Consider the following 16,761-nt stretch of genomic DNA (forward strand, 5'->3'; position numbering starts at 1 on the left):
CGATTTAACGGCGCAACGTTCGCTTAATAAGGGAATAGATTCCGAAAGATGCCCTGAGAGTTTGATCACTCTCCGGGTATTGAGTAAATATTTAACTCAGTACTGTATCTTAAAGAGACTTAATGGTCGCTTAACACCGCCTTCATCTGGACAGTGCTTATAGGGGAAATATGTCAAGTTATAGCATTGGCGAAGTTGCCGAGAGATGCGGGATAAATCCGGTCACACTGCGGGCGTGGCAAAGGCGTTATGGTCTTCTTAAGCCTCAGCGTACTGAGGGTGGGCACCGTCTTTTTGATGAAGAAGATATTCAGCGCATTGAAGAAATTAAAGCGTTGATAAAAGGCGGCACATCGGTCGGGAAAATTAAAGCGCTGCTGGAGGCGGAAAAGCCCGTTCCCGCTGACGACTGCAACGCCTTGCAAGAAAACCTGATGGCCGTACTCAGATTAGCCTCCCCGGCAAAGCTTCGGGCAAAGCTGGTGACGCTAAGGCGCGAGCATGCGCTACCTGAACTGATTGATAACATTATCAATCCTGTCCGCCAGCGTCTCACGTTAGATAATCAGACGGGCAAAATGTTATCGGGCATGTTTGACGGCATTTTAACGGAGCTGGTAGCAGCATCGCTCAATGAATCTCGCCGAAAATCCGGTAAGGAAGCATTGATAATGGCATGGGACATCGAGGACAGAATCGGCCTCTGGCTTGAAGCGTGGCGTCTGTCTTTGCAAGGATTACATCTTACGGTGATACCTGAATTTGTCTCGTCGCCGCGTCCAGAGCTGTTCCCGGGCCAAACGCTATACGTCTGGACCGGAAAAACGGCGTCCATCAGACAGACGGAACTGCTTCAGTATTGGTCCGAGCAGGGATATGTGGTCAACGTTCACAACGCATGATGGAAGGTACTTAGCCCCTCCCCCATGCGAGTAGGTTTCAGCAGCCTATACAGCCAAAACCTCCCACTGGACGTCGGCCATGTTCGTCAGTAACGAACCCATACTCAGAATGCCGATCTCAATGATAATTCAAAAATAATCATTTCCGCCTGGCAAGAGAACGTCACCGACGCATTGAGCTTCACGTCGTTATCAACGTGCGTGATGTGATAAACAACCTTTGCGTCTTCATCGGACGCCGCTGCAGCTGCCAGTTTCTTAATTTTCGCAACCGCCAGTTCAGCTTCATTTTCCGTCGGGAAAAATCGTTCGATCTCAGCGGTGCAATTATCATTCTCAATGATGGTGCCAATATCAATGGCACACCCTTTGGTACTGCATTTATCAACTACGTCTTTCATGATGATAACCTCGTATGTTTATTCTCAAGATAAGACTCTGCCGCTGAAAAGTCCAACCATTAATAGGGTTATAGATTACCATTTTTGCGATTAAACACTGGATGTAGGCTGATGAAGCGGCGTTACTTCCGCCGTTTACTAAAGGAGTGATGTTTTCAACCGTTAACGATAGTGACGGGCTGTGCGAAGACACAAACCGTTGGGTTGCCTGACCGTGCCAGGCAACCGTGATTTATCAGTGCTTCACGATATACATCGTATGCGTATACGCCACATCTTCCGGATTGGTGATCGGGTATCCTTTTACCCACGGCTTAATCAAACGCCCGTTGGTGTACTGATAGATAGGCGCAATCGGCGCTTTCTCGGCCAGAATTTTTTCCGCAACGTTATAGTCCGCATTTCGGGCTTCAGCGGTATTTTCCAGCGTCGCCTGACGGACAACCTTATCGTAGGCCGGGTCACTGAAGCGTGAAATATTGCCGGTATTGGTCGAGGTCAGCAGCGACAGGAAGGTTGACGGCTCGTTATAGTCACCCACCCAGGATGCGCGGATTACGTCGAAATTACCGGTATTACGGCTATCGATATAGGTTTTCCACTCCTGGTTTTGCAGCTTCACCTCAACGCCGAGATTTTTCTTCCACATCGACGCCACGGCAATCGCTATCTTCTGGTGATTCTCGGAGGTGTTATAGAGTAGCGTCAGCTTCAGCGGACGATTCGGGCCGTAGCCTGCCGCCTGCAGCAGCATTTTCGCCTGGGCGTTCAGCTCAGCCTGGCTCGCGTGCGCCATCTCAGAGTCCTGCGGCTTAAAGCCCGCGGTCACATCTGGCGTAAAGCGCCATGCCGGTTTCTCGCCCGTGCCTAACACTTTCTCGGCAATAATTCGGCGGTCGATGCTCATACTCAGCGCCAGACGGACGCGCGCATCGGCTGTTGGCCCTTTTTGGGTGTTAAAGGCGTAGTAATACGTCCCCAATTGCGCAGGCGTGTAAACCTGCCCCGGCAGCTCCTTGAGCAGCTTCTGATACTGGTTTTTCGGGAAAGATTCCGTGATATCAATATCGCCTGCCAGGTAGCGCTTCGTCGCGGACGACTCCTGATTGATAGGGATGAAGGTCACTTTCTGGATAACCGTTTTAGCGTTGTCCCAGTAATACTTATTCGGTACCGCCTCCAGCTTCTCGTTGACCACGCGGTCGGCCAGTACATAAGCCCCATTCCCCACCAGCTTGCCCGGACGCGTCCAGTTTTTGTCGCTTTCGACGTTGGCTTTATTCACCGGGAACAGCGAGAAGTTAGCGGTCAGATTCACAAACCACGGCAGCGGTTTGTCCAACTGCACGCGCAGGGTGTGCGCATCTACCGCCGTCACGCCCAGCGTGTCGGGCTTGGCTTTACCATCGATAATATTCTGGGCATTGTTAATGCCCGCCAGCGCGGCAAACCAGGCGAACGGTGATGTGGTATTTGGGTCTACCAGTCGTTGCCAGCTATAGACAAAGTCCTGCGCGGTGACCGGCGTACCGTCTGACCATTTCGCGTCGTTACGCAGGGTAAAGGTCCAGATACGCTGGTCGTTGGTTTGCCAGCGCGTGGCGACCCCAGGAATGATGTTGCCGTTGGCATCCTGGTTAACCAGCCCTTCGAACAGATCGCGAATCACCTGGATTTCAGGCAACCCCACCGCTTTTGCGGGGTCCAGTGAAGCGGGTTCATCTTTAATGTGACGAACCAGCGTTTGCTGCTTCGCCAACACCGTTCCGGCGGGAACGTCGGCCGCAACGGCGAGAGTACTCAGACCTGAAAGCAAGGCTGCACAGCAGGTCAAGGTGAACGGTAACTTCATGACATCCCCTTAAAATAGGTAAACCCACACAACTTGATGAAAATATTATTTGTTTCAGTCGCGTTAATTGCAAACAACATGTCACATAAACTTGATATATCCCCAGCAATATCTATCAGGGAAACTATTTGATTCGCGGCGGGTTTTGCACAACACTGCTCAATATCCCCCTTGCGTATCAGGACTCCGCGTATGTCAGTTACTCGCCCTCGCGCCCAGCGCGGCGCGTTCCCGCCGGGAACACAACATTATGGACGCTCGCTGCTTGGAGCCCCTTTAATCTGGTTTCCTGCCCCGCTAGCCGGCCCGCAGAGCGGTTTAATCATTGCTGGCACGCATGGCGACGAAAACTCGTCGGTCGTCACCCTTTCCTGCGCGCTGCGCACGCTGGCGACGGATCTTCGTCGTCATCACGTGGTGCTGGCGGTTAACCCGGACGGCTGTCAGCTCGGGCTTCGCGCCAATGCGAACGGCGTGGATTTGAACCGTAACTTCCCCTCGGCAAACTGGAAGGAAGGCGAAACGGTCTATCGCTGGAACAGCGCCGCAGAGCAACGCGACGTGGTGTTACTGACCGGTAGCCGCCCCGGCTCCGAGCCGGAAAGCCGCGCGCTGTGTCAGCTTATCCACCAGATAAATCCTGCATGGGTTGTCTCTTTCCACGACCCGCTGGCCTGCATTGAGGACAACCGCCACAGCGAGCTGGGCCAATGGCTTGCCGAAGCATTCAGCCTGCCGCTGGTCAGCAGCGTGGGTTATGAAACCCCGGGGTCATTTGGGAGCTGGTGTGCCGATATCGGTCTGCACTGCATCACCGCCGAGTTCCCGCCCATCTCTTCCGACGAAGCGAGCGAGAAATATCTCGCGGCGATGACCGCGCTGCTGCACTGGCAGTCAACGCATCACAAGTGAAGTTCACCGTAGGTAAAATGCAGCGCCGGTTCGGCATCGGCGGCAAGCCAGGTCGGGCCATCAAGGTCAGCAAAACGCACCTGCGGTGCCAGCGGCAGCGCAGCTTCAATGGCGCGAGAGGTACAAAGCATGCAGCCGAGCATGAGCGCGAAACCCTGCGCCTTGGCTTCGGCAGCCAGCGCCAGCGCTTCGGTCAGACCGCCGGTTTTATCGAGCTTGATGTTCACCATCTCGTAGCGTTCGCGCAGAACAGGTAAATCTTCGCGGGTATGACAGCTTTCATCAGCGCAAATCGGTAGCGGATGGATAAAGTGGCTGAGCGCGTCGTCTTCGCCCACCGGCAGAGGTTGTTCGAGCATGGCGACGTTTAAATCAGCCAGCAGCTGGCAACGCGCCGCTAAACCATCGCCATGCCAGGATTCATTAGCATCAACTATCAGCGTCGCATCCGGTGCGGCGGCGCGAATCGCCACCATTCGTTCGCAGATAAAATGGTTATCGAGCTTCACTTTAAGCAGCCGGGCACCGCTTTCATACAGCGCCTTTGCGCTAGCGGCCATTTGCTCTGGGGTGCCAATGACCACCGTTTGGGCAGTCATGATCGTTTCTGGTAAGCGAACACCCAGATGGGTGACAACGTCACTTTTCAACAAGTGAGTTTCCAGGCTCCAGAGCGCGCAGTCGACCGCATTGCGCGCCGCTCCTGCCGGGAGTAGATTCGCCAGCTGTTCGCGCGTTAATCCGCGTTCAAGCTGCTCGCCCAACGCCATAATTTGCGCCATCACCGACGTAATGCTTTCCCCATAGCGTGGATACGGCGTGCACTCGCCCACCCCTTTTACGCCATCCTGTTCCAGCTCGACCACCACCACTTTGGCTTCACTGCGGCTACCACGGGCAATAACAAATGCGGTATGCAGAGGCCAGGCCTCTTCGAAGACGCGTAGCTTTCTCATTTTCACTCCTTTTATTCAGGCGTAAATAGGGTTTGCCGTGTTAACACCTGTTGTCATACACTAGGGTTGACGTTAACTATATGTAAACAGGAAGATAATCATGTCGCAAACCGTACATTTCCAGGGCAATCCCGTTGCTGTTCAAGGTTCTATCCCACAGGCGGGCGATAAAGCTCAACCGTTTACGCTGGTGGCAAAAGATCTGTCAGACGTCACCCTGGGCCAGTTCGCTGGCAAACGTAAAGTTCTGAACATTTTCCCAAGCATCGATACCGGCGTTTGCGCGGCATCTGTGCGTAAATTCAATCAACTGGCTGGCGAACTGGCCGACACCGTTGTGCTGTGCGTTTCCGCTGACCTCCCGTTCGCGCAGTCTCGCTTCTGCGGTGCTGAAGGCCTGAGCAACGTGGTCACTCTGTCCACCCTGCGTGCGCCAGAATTCCTGCAGACCTACGGCGTAGGCATCGCAGACGGCGCACTGAAAGGCCTGGCGGCACGTGCCGTTGTGGTTATCGATGAAAACGACAACGTGGTTTACAGCGAGCTGGTGAACGAAATCACCAACGAACCAGACTACGATGCGGCACTGGCTGCGCTGAAAGCGTAATCAACGTACCGCAAAATATAAACAGCCTCTTTTCAGAGGCTGTTTTTTTATCACTCTTCGCCCTTCTTGTTGCTCAGGCCATATTCCCGCAATTTATTGGCAATCGCCGTGTGCGATACACCCAGACGCTTGGCAAGTTTTCGGGTGCTTGGATAGCTGCGATAAAGCTGCGTCAGCACCGAGCGCTCAAAGCGACGGGTAATATCATCCAGCGAACCTTCTATCGCCTCTTCGCCTACCGCCGCGCTCGACACATCGTGATCCGGCAGCAGCACGTCCTGAGGACGGAGTTCGTAGCCCTCAAGCTGAGTCAATGCGCGATACACCGCATTCTTCAACTGGCGAACGTTGCCCGGCCAGCCGTAGCGGGTGAGCACAGTGTTGAGGTCAGCGGAAAGTTTCGGGCGTGAAATCCCCTGCTCGTCGGCAAAGCGCGCCACAAACAGTTCGGTCAGCGGCATGATGTCCTGCGGACGATCGCGCAGCGGCGGCAGGTTGAGGGTCAGCACATTGAGGCGATAATAGAGATCCTCACGGAACAGTCCTTTCTGCACCAGCTCCACCAGATTTTTCTGGGTGGCGCAAATAACGCGGACATCAACATGCACTTCATGATCTTCACCCACGCGGCGGAAGGTGCCATCGTTGAGGAAACGCAGCAGCTTGGTCTGCATGCGCGGCGACATTTCGCCAATTTCGTCCAGCAGCACCGAGCCGCCGTTGGCCTGTTCGAAGAAGCCTTTTTTACCTTCAGAGGCGTCGCCAAACAGCTCGCTCTCTACCGCATCTTCTGGAATCGAACCGCAGTTCAGCGCGAGGTACGGCTTCGCCGCGCGTGGGCTCGCCAGGTGGCAGGCGTGAGCCAGCAGATCTTTACCGGTGCCGGTTTCACCCACAATCAGCAGCGGTGCGGTCAGCAGCGCCAGCTTGCGCGCCTGCTCAACAACCTGACGCATACGCGGGCTCACCGCCACAATCTGGCTGAACGCGCTGACGTCCTGAGTGGTCATGGTTTGCAACTGACGGCCCATACGCAGCGTCGAGCGCAGCATAATCACCGCCCCGGCCAGCACGCGGGCATCGTTCTCGCCGCTCAGGTAAACCGGCGTCGCTTCCAGCAGGAAGTTTTGTCCGTGGATCACCACATGCTCGGCGTGCGGTTCCACCTCCTCGCTTTCCAGCCAGCGCGGGAAGTTAAAGCCGCTTATGAGCTGCGCGACATTATGGTTGCGCATCTTGTCCTGGCTCATGCCGAACAGCTGGCAGCTTGCCGGGTTAGCGCGTTCAATTTTACTGCGCGTGTCCAGCGACAGGACCGGTTCCGGCATCGCTTCCAGCAATGCGCTAAGCGCCAGATGTTCACGTTCGGAAGGCATCCACGGTACGGTGCGCACGTCGGTCACGCCCGCGATACGGCGGATTTCAGCCATCAGGCTGCTGAAGCTGGTGAATTCCAGCTCCGCAAAATTAAGGTAGATTCGGCCAACAGGGTCGATATCGATACCGCGCAGGTCAATGCCGCGCAGCACCAGAAGATCGAGCAGTTCACGGGTCAGACCGAGACGGTCCTCACAAAAGACTTCAAGACGCATGGGAGTGTTCACCCTTATAAGCCAAAGACGTATGAATAATAAGACACTTATTCGCTGGCGTGAAGATGAGTGTCAACAATTATTGACAGTATGGCGGAAAAATGGGCGCTGTGCCGTAAAGTTATGCGTTCAATTAATAAACTGCACATAACGGTCCCCTCTCCCTTAGAAAGGGAGAGGGGGCAGATTGTGCCAAAACGTAAACTTGTTACCCCATCCGGTGTTCACCGCGCTCCAGCGCCGTACGGTCGAAGAAGCGCTGAATCACGCCTCCTGCCATAAACGCCGCGCGGTCGGACATATGCGCAATCACATCGGCATCGTGACTCACCAGCAGATAAGTCATACCGTGGTCCTGCTTCAGACGGTTGAGCAAGTTCAGGATTTCCGCCTGTACCGACATATCCAGCGCCGAAGTGGGTTCATCCAGCAGCAGGATTTTTGGCCGCAGCAGCAGCGCACGGGCAATCGCCACGCGCTGGCGCTGTCCGCCGGAGAGTTGATGCGGATAGCGGCTGGCGGCATCGGCGGGCAGGCCCACCTGCTCTAACGCGGTCTGGACTCTAGACTCAATATCCGCTTCACCATGAATACGCAGCGGTTCCGCCAGCGTACGCCAGAGGGTGTGGTTCGGGTGCAGCGAGGCGTACGGGTCCTGGAAAACCATCTGCACATTGCGCCGCAGGTCGCCCTGAAAACGCGCGCCGGGGGCGATATTTTTGTCAAATAGCGAGACGTACCCGCCCCACTCGCGCTGAAGCCCGGCGATGACGCGCAGAATGGTCGATTTTCCGCAGCCGGATTCGCCAATCAGGCTAAAAGTCTCGCCCGCGTTGACGTGGAAACTGGCCGCCGACACCGCCGTTTTCTCGCCAAAGGTGACCTGTAACGCCTGAATATCAACGATCGCCATGCGCCGCCTCCTCAAAGTTCTGACTGCGGTCCAGCGTCGGCAGCATCTGTCCGTAGGTCTGCGCGCTCGGGCGACAGGTCCATAAGGTGCGGGTATAGGGGTGCGTTGCCTGCGGTAAATCTCGGGCCGCCATCTCATCAACGCCGTTGCCCTGATACATCACCAGTACGCGGTCGCAGTGCTGGGCCACCAGCGGTAAATCGTGGCTAATCAGCAGCATCGCCATTTGTCGCTTCTCGCATTGCGCCACCAGTAGCTCAAGGATCTGGTTGCGCAGGCGGGCGTCCAGCGCCGAGGTGGGTTCGTCGGCAATCAGCACTTTAGGGTCGTTGATGAGCGCAATGGCAATCATCACCCGCTGGCCCATGCCGCCGGACAGTTCGCCGGGATAGCGGTTCAGCACCGCAACATCCAGCCCCATGGCGACCACCGACGCAGCGATTTTTTCCTGCCGTTCACGGCGGTTAAGGCGTTGATGCAGGGTGAGCGCCTCTTCCAACTGCTCACGCACCGTTTTCACCGGGTTCAGCGCATAGCGAGGGTCCTGCAACACCATGGCGATGTCGTTGCCCCGCAGCGCGCGCCAGCCGCGCGCATTCAGGGAGAGCACATCATGGCCCAGCACGTTCAGACGGTCAGCGCTGACGATACCTGGCTTACGCACCAGCCCCATCAGCGCACGCGCGGTCATTGACTTGCCGGAACCAGATTCACCCACCAGCGCTAACCGCTCGTTGCCAAGCGTAAAGCTCATATTGTTGACCACCCGCGCGCGGGGATAATCAATATTCAGCCCCTGTACGGAAAAGCGTTGCTCAGTCATGTTGCGGCTCCAGAACGTCACGTAAACCATCACCCAGCAGGTTAAACGCCAGGCTGGCAATCAGAATCGCGGCACCTGGTGCAGCGGCAATCCACCACTGGTCAAAGATAACCTGCATACCGTCGGCAATCATCGCGCCCCACTCCGCCATCGGCGGACGTGCGCCCAGGCCAAGGAAGCCTAACCCTGCGGCGGCCAAAATAATCCCTGCCAGATCCAGCGCCAGACGCACGATGGCGGACGGCAAACACAGCGGCAGAATATGGCCGACCAGCAGGCGCAGACCGCGGATGCCCATCATTTCAGCGGCGGCTAAATAGTCGCTATGCCGTAGTCGCTGGATCTCGCTACGCGCCTGTCGCGCGTAGGCAGGCCAGGTGGTTAACGCCAGCGCCAGTGCGCCGTTAACTAATCCTGGGCCAAGCATCGCCACAAAGGCAAAGGCCAGAATCAGGCGCGGCATCGACATCACCACGTCGGTAAAGCGCATCAGAATCCGCTCCAGCCAGCCGCCGTAATAACCGGAAAGAATGCCCATCAACAGCCCTACCGGCAGCGTAATCACCGTCACCAGCGCCACCAGACCCAGCGCCGGGCGGGTGCCGTAAATCAGCCTTGAGAGCAGATCGCGCCCGTAGCTGTCGGTGCCGAGCCAGTGCTGCGCATTGGGCATTTGCAAACGCGCGGCGGCGTCCTGCCAGTTTGGGTCCTGCGGCGCAAGCCATGGAGCCAACAGCGCCGTCAGTACCAGCACGGCAATAATCATTAACCCGCAGCAGGCCGCAGGCGAGCGCAGTAATCGGCGCAAAAACAGAGATGATGGCATCAGCGAACCCTCGGGTCGGTTAGCCGCACCAGCACGTCGGTGAGGTTATTAATCAACACAAAGCAAACGCCAATGAGCAGCGTTCCTCCCATAATCGCCGCCGTATCGCCAGCAAACAGCGCCGTTGTCAGGTAGCGGCCAATTCCCGGCCAGGAGAATACCGTCTCGGTCAGCACCGCACCTTCAAGCATTGAGGTATACGCCAGCGCGATAACCGTCAGCAGCGTGCCGCGAATATTCGGCAACACGTGGCGCAGCAGAATGCTCATCTCGCCCGCTCCTTTGGCACGCGCCAGCAGAATGTATTCTTTGTTCATCTCACTCAGGCATGCCGAGCGCGTGAGGCGCGTAATGCTGGCAAGCGAATAGTAGGCCAGCAACAGCACCGGCAGCACCAGATGGCTGAAGGCGTTGCGAAAGGCTTCTTTGTCACCGGAAAGCCAGGTATCAACCAGCGCAAAACCGGTTTTGGGTTCGATAGTGAACTGGTAAATGTCGTCCAGCCGACCGGGGCCGGGGCTCCATTGCAGCTTCGCGTAGAACAGCGCCAGCATCAGCAGCCCGAGCCAGAAGATGGGCACCGAGTTGCCCAGAAGCGTCAGCGTTCGCATGGCTAAGTCCCAGGGGGTACCGGCGTAGCGCGCGCAGAGTACACCAGCAATCACGCCGAAGACCGCACCGATAATCAGCGCCAGCGTGGCAAGTTCAAGCGTCGCAGGAAAGGCAGCCAGCAGGTCGTGTAGCACCGGTTGTCCGGTGGCGCTGGCGGTCCCGAGATCGCCGTGGAAAAGATTGATCAGGTAGTGCCAGAACTGTACCGGCAGCGAACGGTCGAGACCCAACTGATGGCGAACCTGATCGTAAGTTGACTGGCTCGCATGGTCGCCGACAATTTGCAGTACGCGGTCAACGGGTGAAAGCGCAGAAAGCGCAAAGGTGACGAGTAACAGGCCCAGCAACGTGAGCGCCAGCGTCAACATCCCCTGGAGAAGCCCGGACAGCAAACGTCGGGTTCGCTGTGCGGTTGGATTCGGTAAAACGGCGGGCATGGGAATTCCGTATATCAACGAGAAAAAAACGACAATGGCCCGAACGGGTTACGCCGCCGGGCCATGTTTATCAAACGGTCTATTTCGTTACGCGGTCATACCAGACCATATCGGCGTTAAGCCCTTGCTGGTAGCCTTTCACGTTATCGCGAACCACAATCTGCGTTTTGCCCTGATCGATAAAGACATACGGCGAACTGCGTTGCAGCTCTTCCTGCATTTTTTTGTACAGGTCGAGGCGCTTCGCCACATCCGGCTCGGCAACCGCCGCCAGCGTCGCTTTATTCAGCTCTGGGATTTTCCAGCCGTTCAGCCCCGCCACGGTGCTGGATTTGCCGTCGTTAAAGGCAAAAGCGCTGGCGTTAGAGTGCGCGTCGAAGTAGTCCGGGATCCACAGACGAATCGCCGCCTGATGCTGTTTAGCACGCACGCGAGCATAAACCTGGCTGCCCGCCGCCGGCAGCAGATCCACCTTCACGCCGCCCTGAGCAAAGCTTGCCTGCATCGATTGCGCGATGGTGATAAACGGCGGTTTGTTCTCCACGTCGAGGGTAAAGTGGGCGTCTTTGATGCCCGCTTTCGCCAGAATTTCTTTGGCTTTGGCAGGGTCAAATTTGAACGGCGTATTATCCAGCGCGCCCGGGAACCCGACCGGCAGGAAGCTCTGGTGCACAAAGTACTGCCCTTTCAGCAGGTCTTTGGTGATACCGTTGTAGTCCACCAACCAGCGTGCCGCTTCCCAGAACGCGGGGTTCGCCAGCAGCGGATTGGCGGTGTTCGCGGTGTTGAACACCACGTAGTTTTGCTCGGCGGACGGAATGCTTAATACCTGTAAGCCCGGTTTACCCTGCAGCGCGTCAATCTGATCGGCACCAAGGTCGCGCGCCACGTCGGCGTCGCCCTGCTGGATAAGCAAGCGGCGAGAGGCCGGATCCGGCACGTTTTTAATGATCACGCTTTTCAGCTTCGGCGCGCCGGTTGGCGAGGTGTCGTTGGCTTCCAGCACGATAGCCTGATGCGGCTGGTAGACGCGCATTTTGAACGCGCCGCTACCCGCAGAGTGCATTTTCAGCCACTCATTGCCGAAGTCATTGCCCTTCACATTGGCCGCCACCAGCTTCTCATCAACAATCGAGGCAATTGGGGTAGAGAGAATATTCAGCGCCACCGACGGGCTAACATCAGCGGTCCAGCTTAGCTGTAGCGTATGGTCGTCGATTTTCTTCAGCTGGCTGGCAATGTTGCCAGGCTCCCAGCCGAGGACGTTAAGGATAAACGCCGGGGATTTGTTAAGGGTGACGGCACGGGTGTAGGAGAAGATCACATCTTCCGGGCGCAGCGGGTTGCCGGAAGCAAATTTAGCATCGCTTTTTAGCTTGATGGTCAGCGTTTTCGCTGCCGCATCAGCCTGCCAGCTTTCCGCCAGAATCGGGGTAATTTTTGCCGGATCGTTACGGTCAGGCTGAACCAGACGCTGGTACAGGCTCGGCACCGTCTGGATGCTGGAGAGCTCGTTGGCCTCCGCCGGGTCCAGACTAACAATATCGTCCAGGCCCTGAGCCACGACCAGGGTGTTCGGTGGCGTAGCGGCATAAGCGGAGGCTGACAGCGCTGTCAGCACGAGTAACGGCAGCAGTTTTTTGGTCATCGTGACTTCCTGAAAATGAACGTGTTGTGGACGATTCAGCTAAAGTAGCGCTGCTTGTCACTTTCAGTAAAGTTAAGTATAGAAATAGGTTATACAATTTTTGCATAACCATATTTTATCTTGTCAACTATCCCTTTGCGCCGCCGATTTTCCTTTCTGTACCGTCGCTTTCAGTTGCCCGATTAGTTCACGGCGGAAGTCACCGAGGCGTGGCTTGTCGTTGTCGATCCACGGCAGCGGTCGACAAAGTTCCATTGCTTTGATCCCAAGACGTGCAGTCAGCAACCCAGCACCAATCCCCTGCGCTGCGCGGGTCGACAGGCGAGCGGCCAGATCCTGCGACATCCAGTCCATGCCGATTTCCCGCACCAGTTCGCTGGCCCCGGCGAAGGCGATGTTGATAAGCACCAGGCGGAACAGACGCAGGCGGCTGTAGTAACCCAGTTCAATGCCGTAGAGATTCGCGATGCGGTTAATCAGCCGCAGGTTACGCCAGGCGATAAAGCCCATGTCCACCAGCGCCAGCGGGCTGACGGCTATCATCAGCGTCGACTCCGCCGCCGAGCGGCTGATTTCGCGACGCGCCTGAGCATCCAGCACCGGCTGGACCAGATGGGCATACAGGCTGACCACTTCGCGATCGCTCTGAGTTTCGTGAATAGCGGCGTACCAGCGCTGTAGCGCCGGGTGCGACTGATCAAGCCCCGCCTGACGCGCTAACCCTTCACAGAACGCACGCCCTTTGCCCACGCTGTGGCTGTGCATTAACGTGCGCGCTTCATCGCGTTCTTCCGCGCGCTGGCGCAAGCGCCAGAGTCGGCGCCATTCGGTAACCACCGAACCAACACCCGCGCCGACGATTAGCGCCCCGGCGGCACAACCACCGAGCGCTGCCCAGTCGTTGGTTTGCCAGGCGGTCATCGTCCACTGTACGCCCTGGGCGACTACGCTGATGCCAAACAGGCCGAGCCCCGCGGTGACCATTTTGCGCCACAGGCTGCGTTTCGGGCGCAGCGCCGCATCAAGAGTGGCTTCTACTTGTCCTTCCTGCTCTGGTGATTCGTCGAGCGCCACCGGCGCGAATTTCTCCGCCGTCGCGTCATCAAACGCCTGCGAGGTTTTAAACTGCTCCGCTTTGGCGTCCTCTAGTGGGCCATCAAAATCGATTCGTGGTTTATAGGCGTCGTTCATCGCAGCTTATCTCCAATCAAAAACTCCAGCGCGGCATCCAGACGGATATGCGGCAGCGGCTGGTCAACATCCATGGCTTGCGGGCGGAAGGCCTCAAACTGAAAACCTTGTTTATCCCAGAACGCCTGTCCGGGAAGGCGCGCCGGGACTTCGCCGGGGTAAACGGTGAGCGGCTGACCGTCGCTTAAGCGATGACCGCGCAGCGCCGGGATCTTCTCGCCGTTCACCTCAATCAACCCGCTTTGTGTCGCCTGCACCGAGGCCAGCCCCAGACAATCCATAGTAATGCCTTCAAAGGCCGCGTTCTGCCAGGCATCCTGGATCAGTTGTTGTAACAGCGACACCATATTGCCGTGCTGATCAACGGTGACGTGATCTGCTTTGGTGGCGGCAAACAGCAGCTTGTCGATAACCGGCGAAAACAGGCGGCGAAACAGCGTGCGCTGCCCGTAATGGAAGCTGTGCATCAGCTGCGTCAGCGCCAGGCGCATATCGTTAAACGCCTGCGGGCCGCTGTTGAGCGGCTGTAGGCAGTCGACCAGCACAATCTGGCGGTCGAAGCGCAGGAAGTGATCGCGGTAGAACCCCTTCACCACTTTTTCGCAGTAGTAGTGGAAGCGTTCGCGCAGCATTCCAGCGTTGCTGTGTTTGTCCGCCTGCGCGAGCTTCGACTCACCGATGGCGTCCACGTCCGGCCACGGGAAAAACTGTAAAGCCGGAGCACCGGCAAGGTCGCCCGGCAGCACGAAGCGGCCCGGCTGAATAAAGTGCAGCCCTTCCTGCTTGCACTGGTGTAGATAGTCGGTCCACGCCTGGGCGATTTCCGCCAGCCGGTTTTCGTCAGCAGGCGCGAAAGGGTCGAGCCCTTCACAGAGCTGTCGCCATTTTGCCGACCACTCAGCGCGCTGGCCGGTCAGCAGCCCGGTCATCTGGCGCGACCACCCCAGGTAATCCTGGTTAAGCATCGGTAAGTCGAGCAACCACTCGCCGGGATAGTCGACAATCTCCAGATAGAGCGTGGAGGTCTCTTTAAAGTGGCGCAGCAGCGAATCATTGGATTTGTAGCGCAGCGCCAGGCGGATTTCGCTCACCCCACGCGTCGGCGTCGGCCAGGACGGCGGCTGGCCGTAGAGCTGCGCTAGCCCTTCGTCGTAGGTGAAACGCGGGATACCGAGGTCGCGCTGGGGAATGCGCTTAACGCCGAGTAGGCGCTCTTCGCGCACCGCACTCAGCAGCGGCAGGCGCGCGCCGGTGTGAATATTGAGTAACTGATTCACCAGGCCGGTGATAAAAGCGGTCTTGCCGCTGCGGCTAAGGCCAGTAACGGCAAGACGAAGATGCCGGTCAACGCCACGGTTGACCAGCGCATTGAATTCATTTTTAAGTCGCTTCATTGCTTATCAAACACTCCTCGCTACGCCGATAGCCCTATTTTGCCATGGGAAAATAACGTTTGGCGAGGCGGGACAGCAGCGGTTCCAGCGCCACCGCCAGAAACATCTTCAACGGACGGCGGGCAACAGACTTCACCGCCCATCCGGCTACGCCCGCCGGGCCGTAGCGTAGCGCCGTCAACAGCGCCAGCTTGCCGACGATTTTCAAACCGGGCTTCACCTTCTGGCCTGCCCGCTGCCATTTATTATTCATCAGTAACCTCTTACTCAGAGCTGACGGAACCGGCTGCGCAGGGTAAAGGTATCAGATGTCACGTAGCGTTCCATCTCGCGCAGTCGCTGCTCGCCAGCGGCTAATTCAGCATCTACCGCATCCAGCAGGTCGCGGCTGGAAGGTTGATGCGGGTTGTTCATCGCCCCTTCCGGCATCGGGTCGAGGGCAAAGGTCAAAATCACGTAGGCGACGACGACAAAGAAAAACAGACCAAACAGCATCGCCAGCACGGTAATAATACGAATCAGCTTCACCGGCACGTCGAGGTACTCGGCAATGCCAGCACAGACCCCTTTCACCATGCCTCGCTGCGGGATACGCCACAGCTTTTTGTTAAGATCCAGCGCCATTATTTGTCCCTCCAGTTTGGATGTTCTGCATCCAGAATGGCTTCCAGCGCCTGAATACGCTCGCGCATCCGTTTCGCGTCATCGGTCAACTGCATCAGCCGCTGCTGCTCGCCCTGCGAAAGCTCGCCGGAGTGGGAGCGATTGCTATAGTGAAGCCACAGCCAAATCGGCAAAACAAACAGCACAAACAACGTCAGGGGAATGCCGAGGAAAAGCGCGCTCATAGAAACTCCTTATATATTATGAGCGGCGGCACGGTCAGTGCCGCCGGAATTATTATTCGTTGTCCTGCTTCATTTTGGCTTTCAGCGCCGCCAGCTGCTCGCTGATTTCGTCATCCGCTTTCAGTTCAGCAAACTGCTGGTCCAGCGACGGCTGCTTGCCAAAACGATGGCTTTCGGCTTCCGCTTCCATATGGTCGATGCGGCGTTCAAAAGATTCAAAGCGAGCCATCGCTTCATCCAGTTTACCGCTGTCCAGCTGGCGACGCACATCGCGGGATGAACTCGCCGCCTGATGACGCAGTGCCAGAGACTGCTGACGAGCGCGGGTTTCGCTGAGTTTGTTCTCCAGCTCACCGATCTCTTTTTTCATACGCGCCAGGGTTTCATCCACCAGCGTCACTTCATGCTCCAGCGTGCTGATAACGTCGGTCAGCTTCTGCTTTTCAATCAGCGCCGCACGCGCCAGATCGTCTTTCTCTTTGCGCAGCGCCAGTTCGGCCTTCTCCTGCCATTCAACCTGCTGCGCCTGCGCACGTTCCACGCGTCGAGACAGGTCTTTCTTTTCTGCCAGCGCACGGGCAGAGGTGGAGCGCACTTCAACCAGGGTGTCTTCCATCTCCTGGATCATCAAACGAACCAGCTTCTGCGGGTCTTCCGCTTTTTCCAGCAGCGAGTTGATGTTGGCGTTCACGATGTCGGCAAAACGAGAAAAAATACCCATTGTTCAATCCTCTTAGTTCTGTGTATCGGGCTGAGCCCTGCGTAATGACTATTACAACTTCCGTGCCAACTTTTTATCTTATTGATTATAAAAGAGGTGATTGAAATTCAGCCGCTAAACGCCTAC

General features: G+C 56.8%; 18 protein-coding genes. 3 read left to right on the plus strand and 15 right to left on the minus strand.

Annotated features, from left to right (window positions below; translation table 11 throughout):
* Positions 1-170: 170 nt before the first annotated feature.
* On the plus strand, positions 171-902 hold the full coding sequence (locus MY052_RS13260; protein WP_248537157.1) for a MerR family transcriptional regulator: 732 nt from the start codon (positions 171-173) through the stop codon (positions 900-902).
* Between the two features lie 104 nt (positions 903-1,006).
* Here MY052_RS13260 and MY052_RS13265 read toward each other — a convergent pair whose 3' ends face one another.
* Positions 1,007-1,303 carry a DUF406 domain-containing protein gene (locus tag MY052_RS13265; RefSeq protein WP_035894032.1) on the minus strand — a complete coding sequence of 99 codons (297 nt, stop codon included), beginning with the start codon at positions 1,301-1,303 and terminating at the stop codon, positions 1,007-1,009.
* A gap of 235 nt (positions 1,304-1,538) precedes the next feature.
* Positions 1,539-3,155 carry a peptide ABC transporter substrate-binding protein gene (locus MY052_RS13270; protein ID WP_248537158.1) on the minus strand — a complete coding sequence of 539 codons (1,617 nt, stop codon included), beginning with the start codon at positions 3,153-3,155 and terminating at the stop codon, positions 1,539-1,541.
* A 192-nt stretch (positions 3,156-3,347) separates the two neighbouring features.
* Here MY052_RS13270 and mpaA point away from each other — a divergent pair, with 192 nt between their 5' ends.
* Positions 3,348-4,067, plus strand: coding sequence for a murein tripeptide amidase MpaA (gene mpaA / locus MY052_RS13275; protein ID WP_123650493.1), 720 nt, complete (start codon positions 3,348-3,350; stop codon positions 4,065-4,067).
* Here mpaA and ycjG read toward each other — a convergent pair.
* Positions 4,058-5,023 (minus strand): L-Ala-D/L-Glu epimerase, encoded by a 966-nt coding sequence (ycjG, locus tag MY052_RS13280; protein WP_248537159.1) that lies wholly within the window; start codon positions 5,021-5,023, stop codon positions 4,058-4,060. The genes mpaA and ycjG overlap by 10 nt on opposite strands.
* Positions 5,024-5,123: 100 nt before the next feature.
* On the opposite strand from ycjG, the gene tpx reads away from it, so the two are divergent.
* Positions 5,124-5,630: a thiol peroxidase gene (gene tpx, locus MY052_RS13285; protein WP_234505934.1), complete on the plus strand. Its 507-nt coding sequence runs from the start codon at positions 5,124-5,126 to the stop codon at positions 5,628-5,630.
* 50 nt (positions 5,631-5,680) lie between these two features.
* On the opposite strand, the gene tyrR is transcribed toward tpx, so the two are convergent.
* From tyrR to pspA, 12 genes are all read right to left on the minus strand, one after another.
* Positions 5,681-7,222, minus strand: coding sequence for a transcriptional regulator TyrR (gene tyrR / locus MY052_RS13290; RefSeq protein ID WP_123650496.1), 1,542 nt, complete (start codon positions 7,220-7,222; stop codon positions 5,681-5,683).
* Positions 7,223-7,430: 208 nt separating this feature from the next.
* On the minus strand, positions 7,431-8,135 hold the full coding sequence (locus MY052_RS13295; RefSeq protein ID WP_035894045.1) for an ABC transporter ATP-binding protein: 705 nt from the start codon (positions 8,133-8,135) through the stop codon (positions 7,431-7,433).
* On the minus strand, positions 8,122-8,958 hold the full coding sequence (locus MY052_RS13300; protein WP_248537160.1) for an ABC transporter ATP-binding protein: 837 nt from the start codon (positions 8,956-8,958) through the stop codon (positions 8,122-8,124). The genes MY052_RS13295 and MY052_RS13300 overlap by 14 nt, the downstream gene beginning before the upstream one ends.
* A complete protein-coding gene (locus tag MY052_RS13305) occupies positions 8,951-9,784 on the minus strand; it encodes an ABC transporter permease (RefSeq protein ID WP_035894049.1) in 834 nt (277 codons plus the stop codon). The genes MY052_RS13300 and MY052_RS13305 overlap by 8 nt, the downstream gene beginning before the upstream one ends.
* Entirely contained in the window at positions 9,784-10,833 is a 1,050-nt protein-coding gene (locus MY052_RS13310) for an ABC transporter permease (RefSeq protein WP_248537161.1), read from the minus strand. The genes MY052_RS13305 and MY052_RS13310 overlap by 1 nt, the downstream gene beginning before the upstream one ends.
* A 79-nt stretch (positions 10,834-10,912) precedes the next feature.
* Positions 10,913-12,481: an ABC transporter substrate-binding protein gene (locus tag MY052_RS13315; protein WP_035894053.1), complete on the minus strand. Its 1,569-nt coding sequence runs from the start codon at positions 12,479-12,481 to the stop codon at positions 10,913-10,915.
* A 123-nt stretch (positions 12,482-12,604) separates the two neighbouring features.
* A complete protein-coding gene (locus MY052_RS13320) occupies positions 12,605-13,672 on the minus strand; it encodes a YcjF family protein (protein WP_035894055.1) in 1,068 nt (355 codons plus the stop codon).
* Positions 13,669-15,066 carry a YcjX family GTP-binding protein gene (locus tag MY052_RS13325; RefSeq protein WP_035894057.1) on the minus strand — a complete coding sequence of 466 codons (1,398 nt, stop codon included), beginning with the start codon at positions 15,064-15,066 and terminating at the stop codon, positions 13,669-13,671. The genes MY052_RS13320 and MY052_RS13325 overlap by 4 nt, the downstream gene beginning before the upstream one ends.
* A gap of 34 nt (positions 15,067-15,100) precedes the next feature.
* Positions 15,101-15,319: a phage shock protein PspD gene (gene pspD, locus MY052_RS13330; protein ID WP_185666061.1), complete on the minus strand. Its 219-nt coding sequence runs from the start codon at positions 15,317-15,319 to the stop codon at positions 15,101-15,103.
* A 14-nt stretch (positions 15,320-15,333) separates the two neighbouring features.
* Positions 15,334-15,693, minus strand: a complete 360-nt coding sequence (gene pspC / locus MY052_RS13335; protein ID WP_123650504.1) for an envelope stress response membrane protein PspC — start codon at positions 15,691-15,693, stop codon at positions 15,334-15,336.
* On the minus strand, positions 15,690-15,914 hold the full coding sequence (gene pspB / locus MY052_RS13340) for an envelope stress response membrane protein PspB (RefSeq protein WP_248537162.1): 225 nt from the start codon (positions 15,912-15,914) through the stop codon (positions 15,690-15,692). The genes pspC and pspB overlap by 4 nt, the downstream gene beginning before the upstream one ends.
* 52 nt (positions 15,915-15,966) lie before the next feature.
* A complete protein-coding gene (pspA, locus tag MY052_RS13345; protein WP_035894065.1) occupies positions 15,967-16,635 on the minus strand; it encodes a phage shock protein PspA in 669 nt (222 codons plus the stop codon).
* Positions 16,636-16,761 lie beyond the last annotated feature (126 nt).

The organism is Kluyvera ascorbata, from assembly GCF_023195735.1.
GTDB classification, from domain to species: domain Bacteria; phylum Pseudomonadota; class Gammaproteobacteria; order Enterobacterales; family Enterobacteriaceae; genus Kluyvera; species Kluyvera ascorbata.

What these genes read in the sequence shown, in the direction of transcription:
- MY052_RS13260 (WP_248537157.1), top strand. Translation starts at nt 171, where the DNA reads ATGTCAAGTTATAGCATTGGCGAAGTTGCCGAGAGATGCGGGATAAAT.
- MY052_RS13265 (WP_035894032.1), bottom strand. Translation starts at nt 1,303, where the DNA reads ATGAAAGACGTAGTTGATAAATGCAGTACCAAAGGGTGTGCCATTGAT.
- MY052_RS13270 (WP_248537158.1), bottom strand. Translation starts at nt 3,155, where the DNA reads ATGAAGTTACCGTTCACCTTGACCTGCTGTGCAGCCTTGCTTTCAGGT.
- mpaA (WP_123650493.1), top strand. Translation starts at nt 3,348, where the DNA reads ATGTCAGTTACTCGCCCTCGCGCCCAGCGCGGCGCGTTCCCGCCGGGA.
- ycjG (WP_248537159.1), bottom strand. Translation starts at nt 5,023, where the DNA reads ATGAGAAAGCTACGCGTCTTCGAAGAGGCCTGGCCTCTGCATACCGCA.
- tpx (WP_234505934.1), top strand. Translation starts at nt 5,124, where the DNA reads ATGTCGCAAACCGTACATTTCCAGGGCAATCCCGTTGCTGTTCAAGGT.
- tyrR (WP_123650496.1), bottom strand. Translation starts at nt 7,222, where the DNA reads ATGCGTCTTGAAGTCTTTTGTGAGGACCGTCTCGGTCTGACCCGTGAA.
- MY052_RS13295 (WP_035894045.1), bottom strand. Translation starts at nt 8,135, where the DNA reads ATGGCGATCGTTGATATTCAGGCGTTACAGGTCACCTTTGGCGAGAAA.
- MY052_RS13300 (WP_248537160.1), bottom strand. Translation starts at nt 8,958, where the DNA reads ATGACTGAGCAACGCTTTTCCGTACAGGGGCTGAATATTGATTATCCC.
- MY052_RS13305 (WP_035894049.1), bottom strand. Translation starts at nt 9,784, where the DNA reads ATGCCATCATCTCTGTTTTTGCGCCGATTACTGCGCTCGCCTGCGGCC.
- MY052_RS13310 (WP_248537161.1), bottom strand. Translation starts at nt 10,833, where the DNA reads ATGCCCGCCGTTTTACCGAATCCAACCGCACAGCGAACCCGACGTTTG.
- MY052_RS13315 (WP_035894053.1), bottom strand. Translation starts at nt 12,481, where the DNA reads ATGACCAAAAAACTGCTGCCGTTACTCGTGCTGACAGCGCTGTCAGCC.
- MY052_RS13320 (WP_035894055.1), bottom strand. Translation starts at nt 13,672, where the DNA reads ATGAACGACGCCTATAAACCACGAATCGATTTTGATGGCCCACTAGAG.
- MY052_RS13325 (WP_035894057.1), bottom strand. Translation starts at nt 15,066, where the DNA reads ATGAAGCGACTTAAAAATGAATTCAATGCGCTGGTCAACCGTGGCGTT.
- pspD (WP_185666061.1), bottom strand. Translation starts at nt 15,319, where the DNA reads ATGAATAATAAATGGCAGCGGGCAGGCCAGAAGGTGAAGCCCGGTTTG.
- pspB (WP_248537162.1), bottom strand. Translation starts at nt 15,914, where the DNA reads ATGAGCGCGCTTTTCCTCGGCATTCCCCTGACGTTGTTTGTGCTGTTT.
- pspA (WP_035894065.1), bottom strand. Translation starts at nt 16,635, where the DNA reads ATGGGTATTTTTTCTCGTTTTGCCGACATCGTGAACGCCAACATCAAC.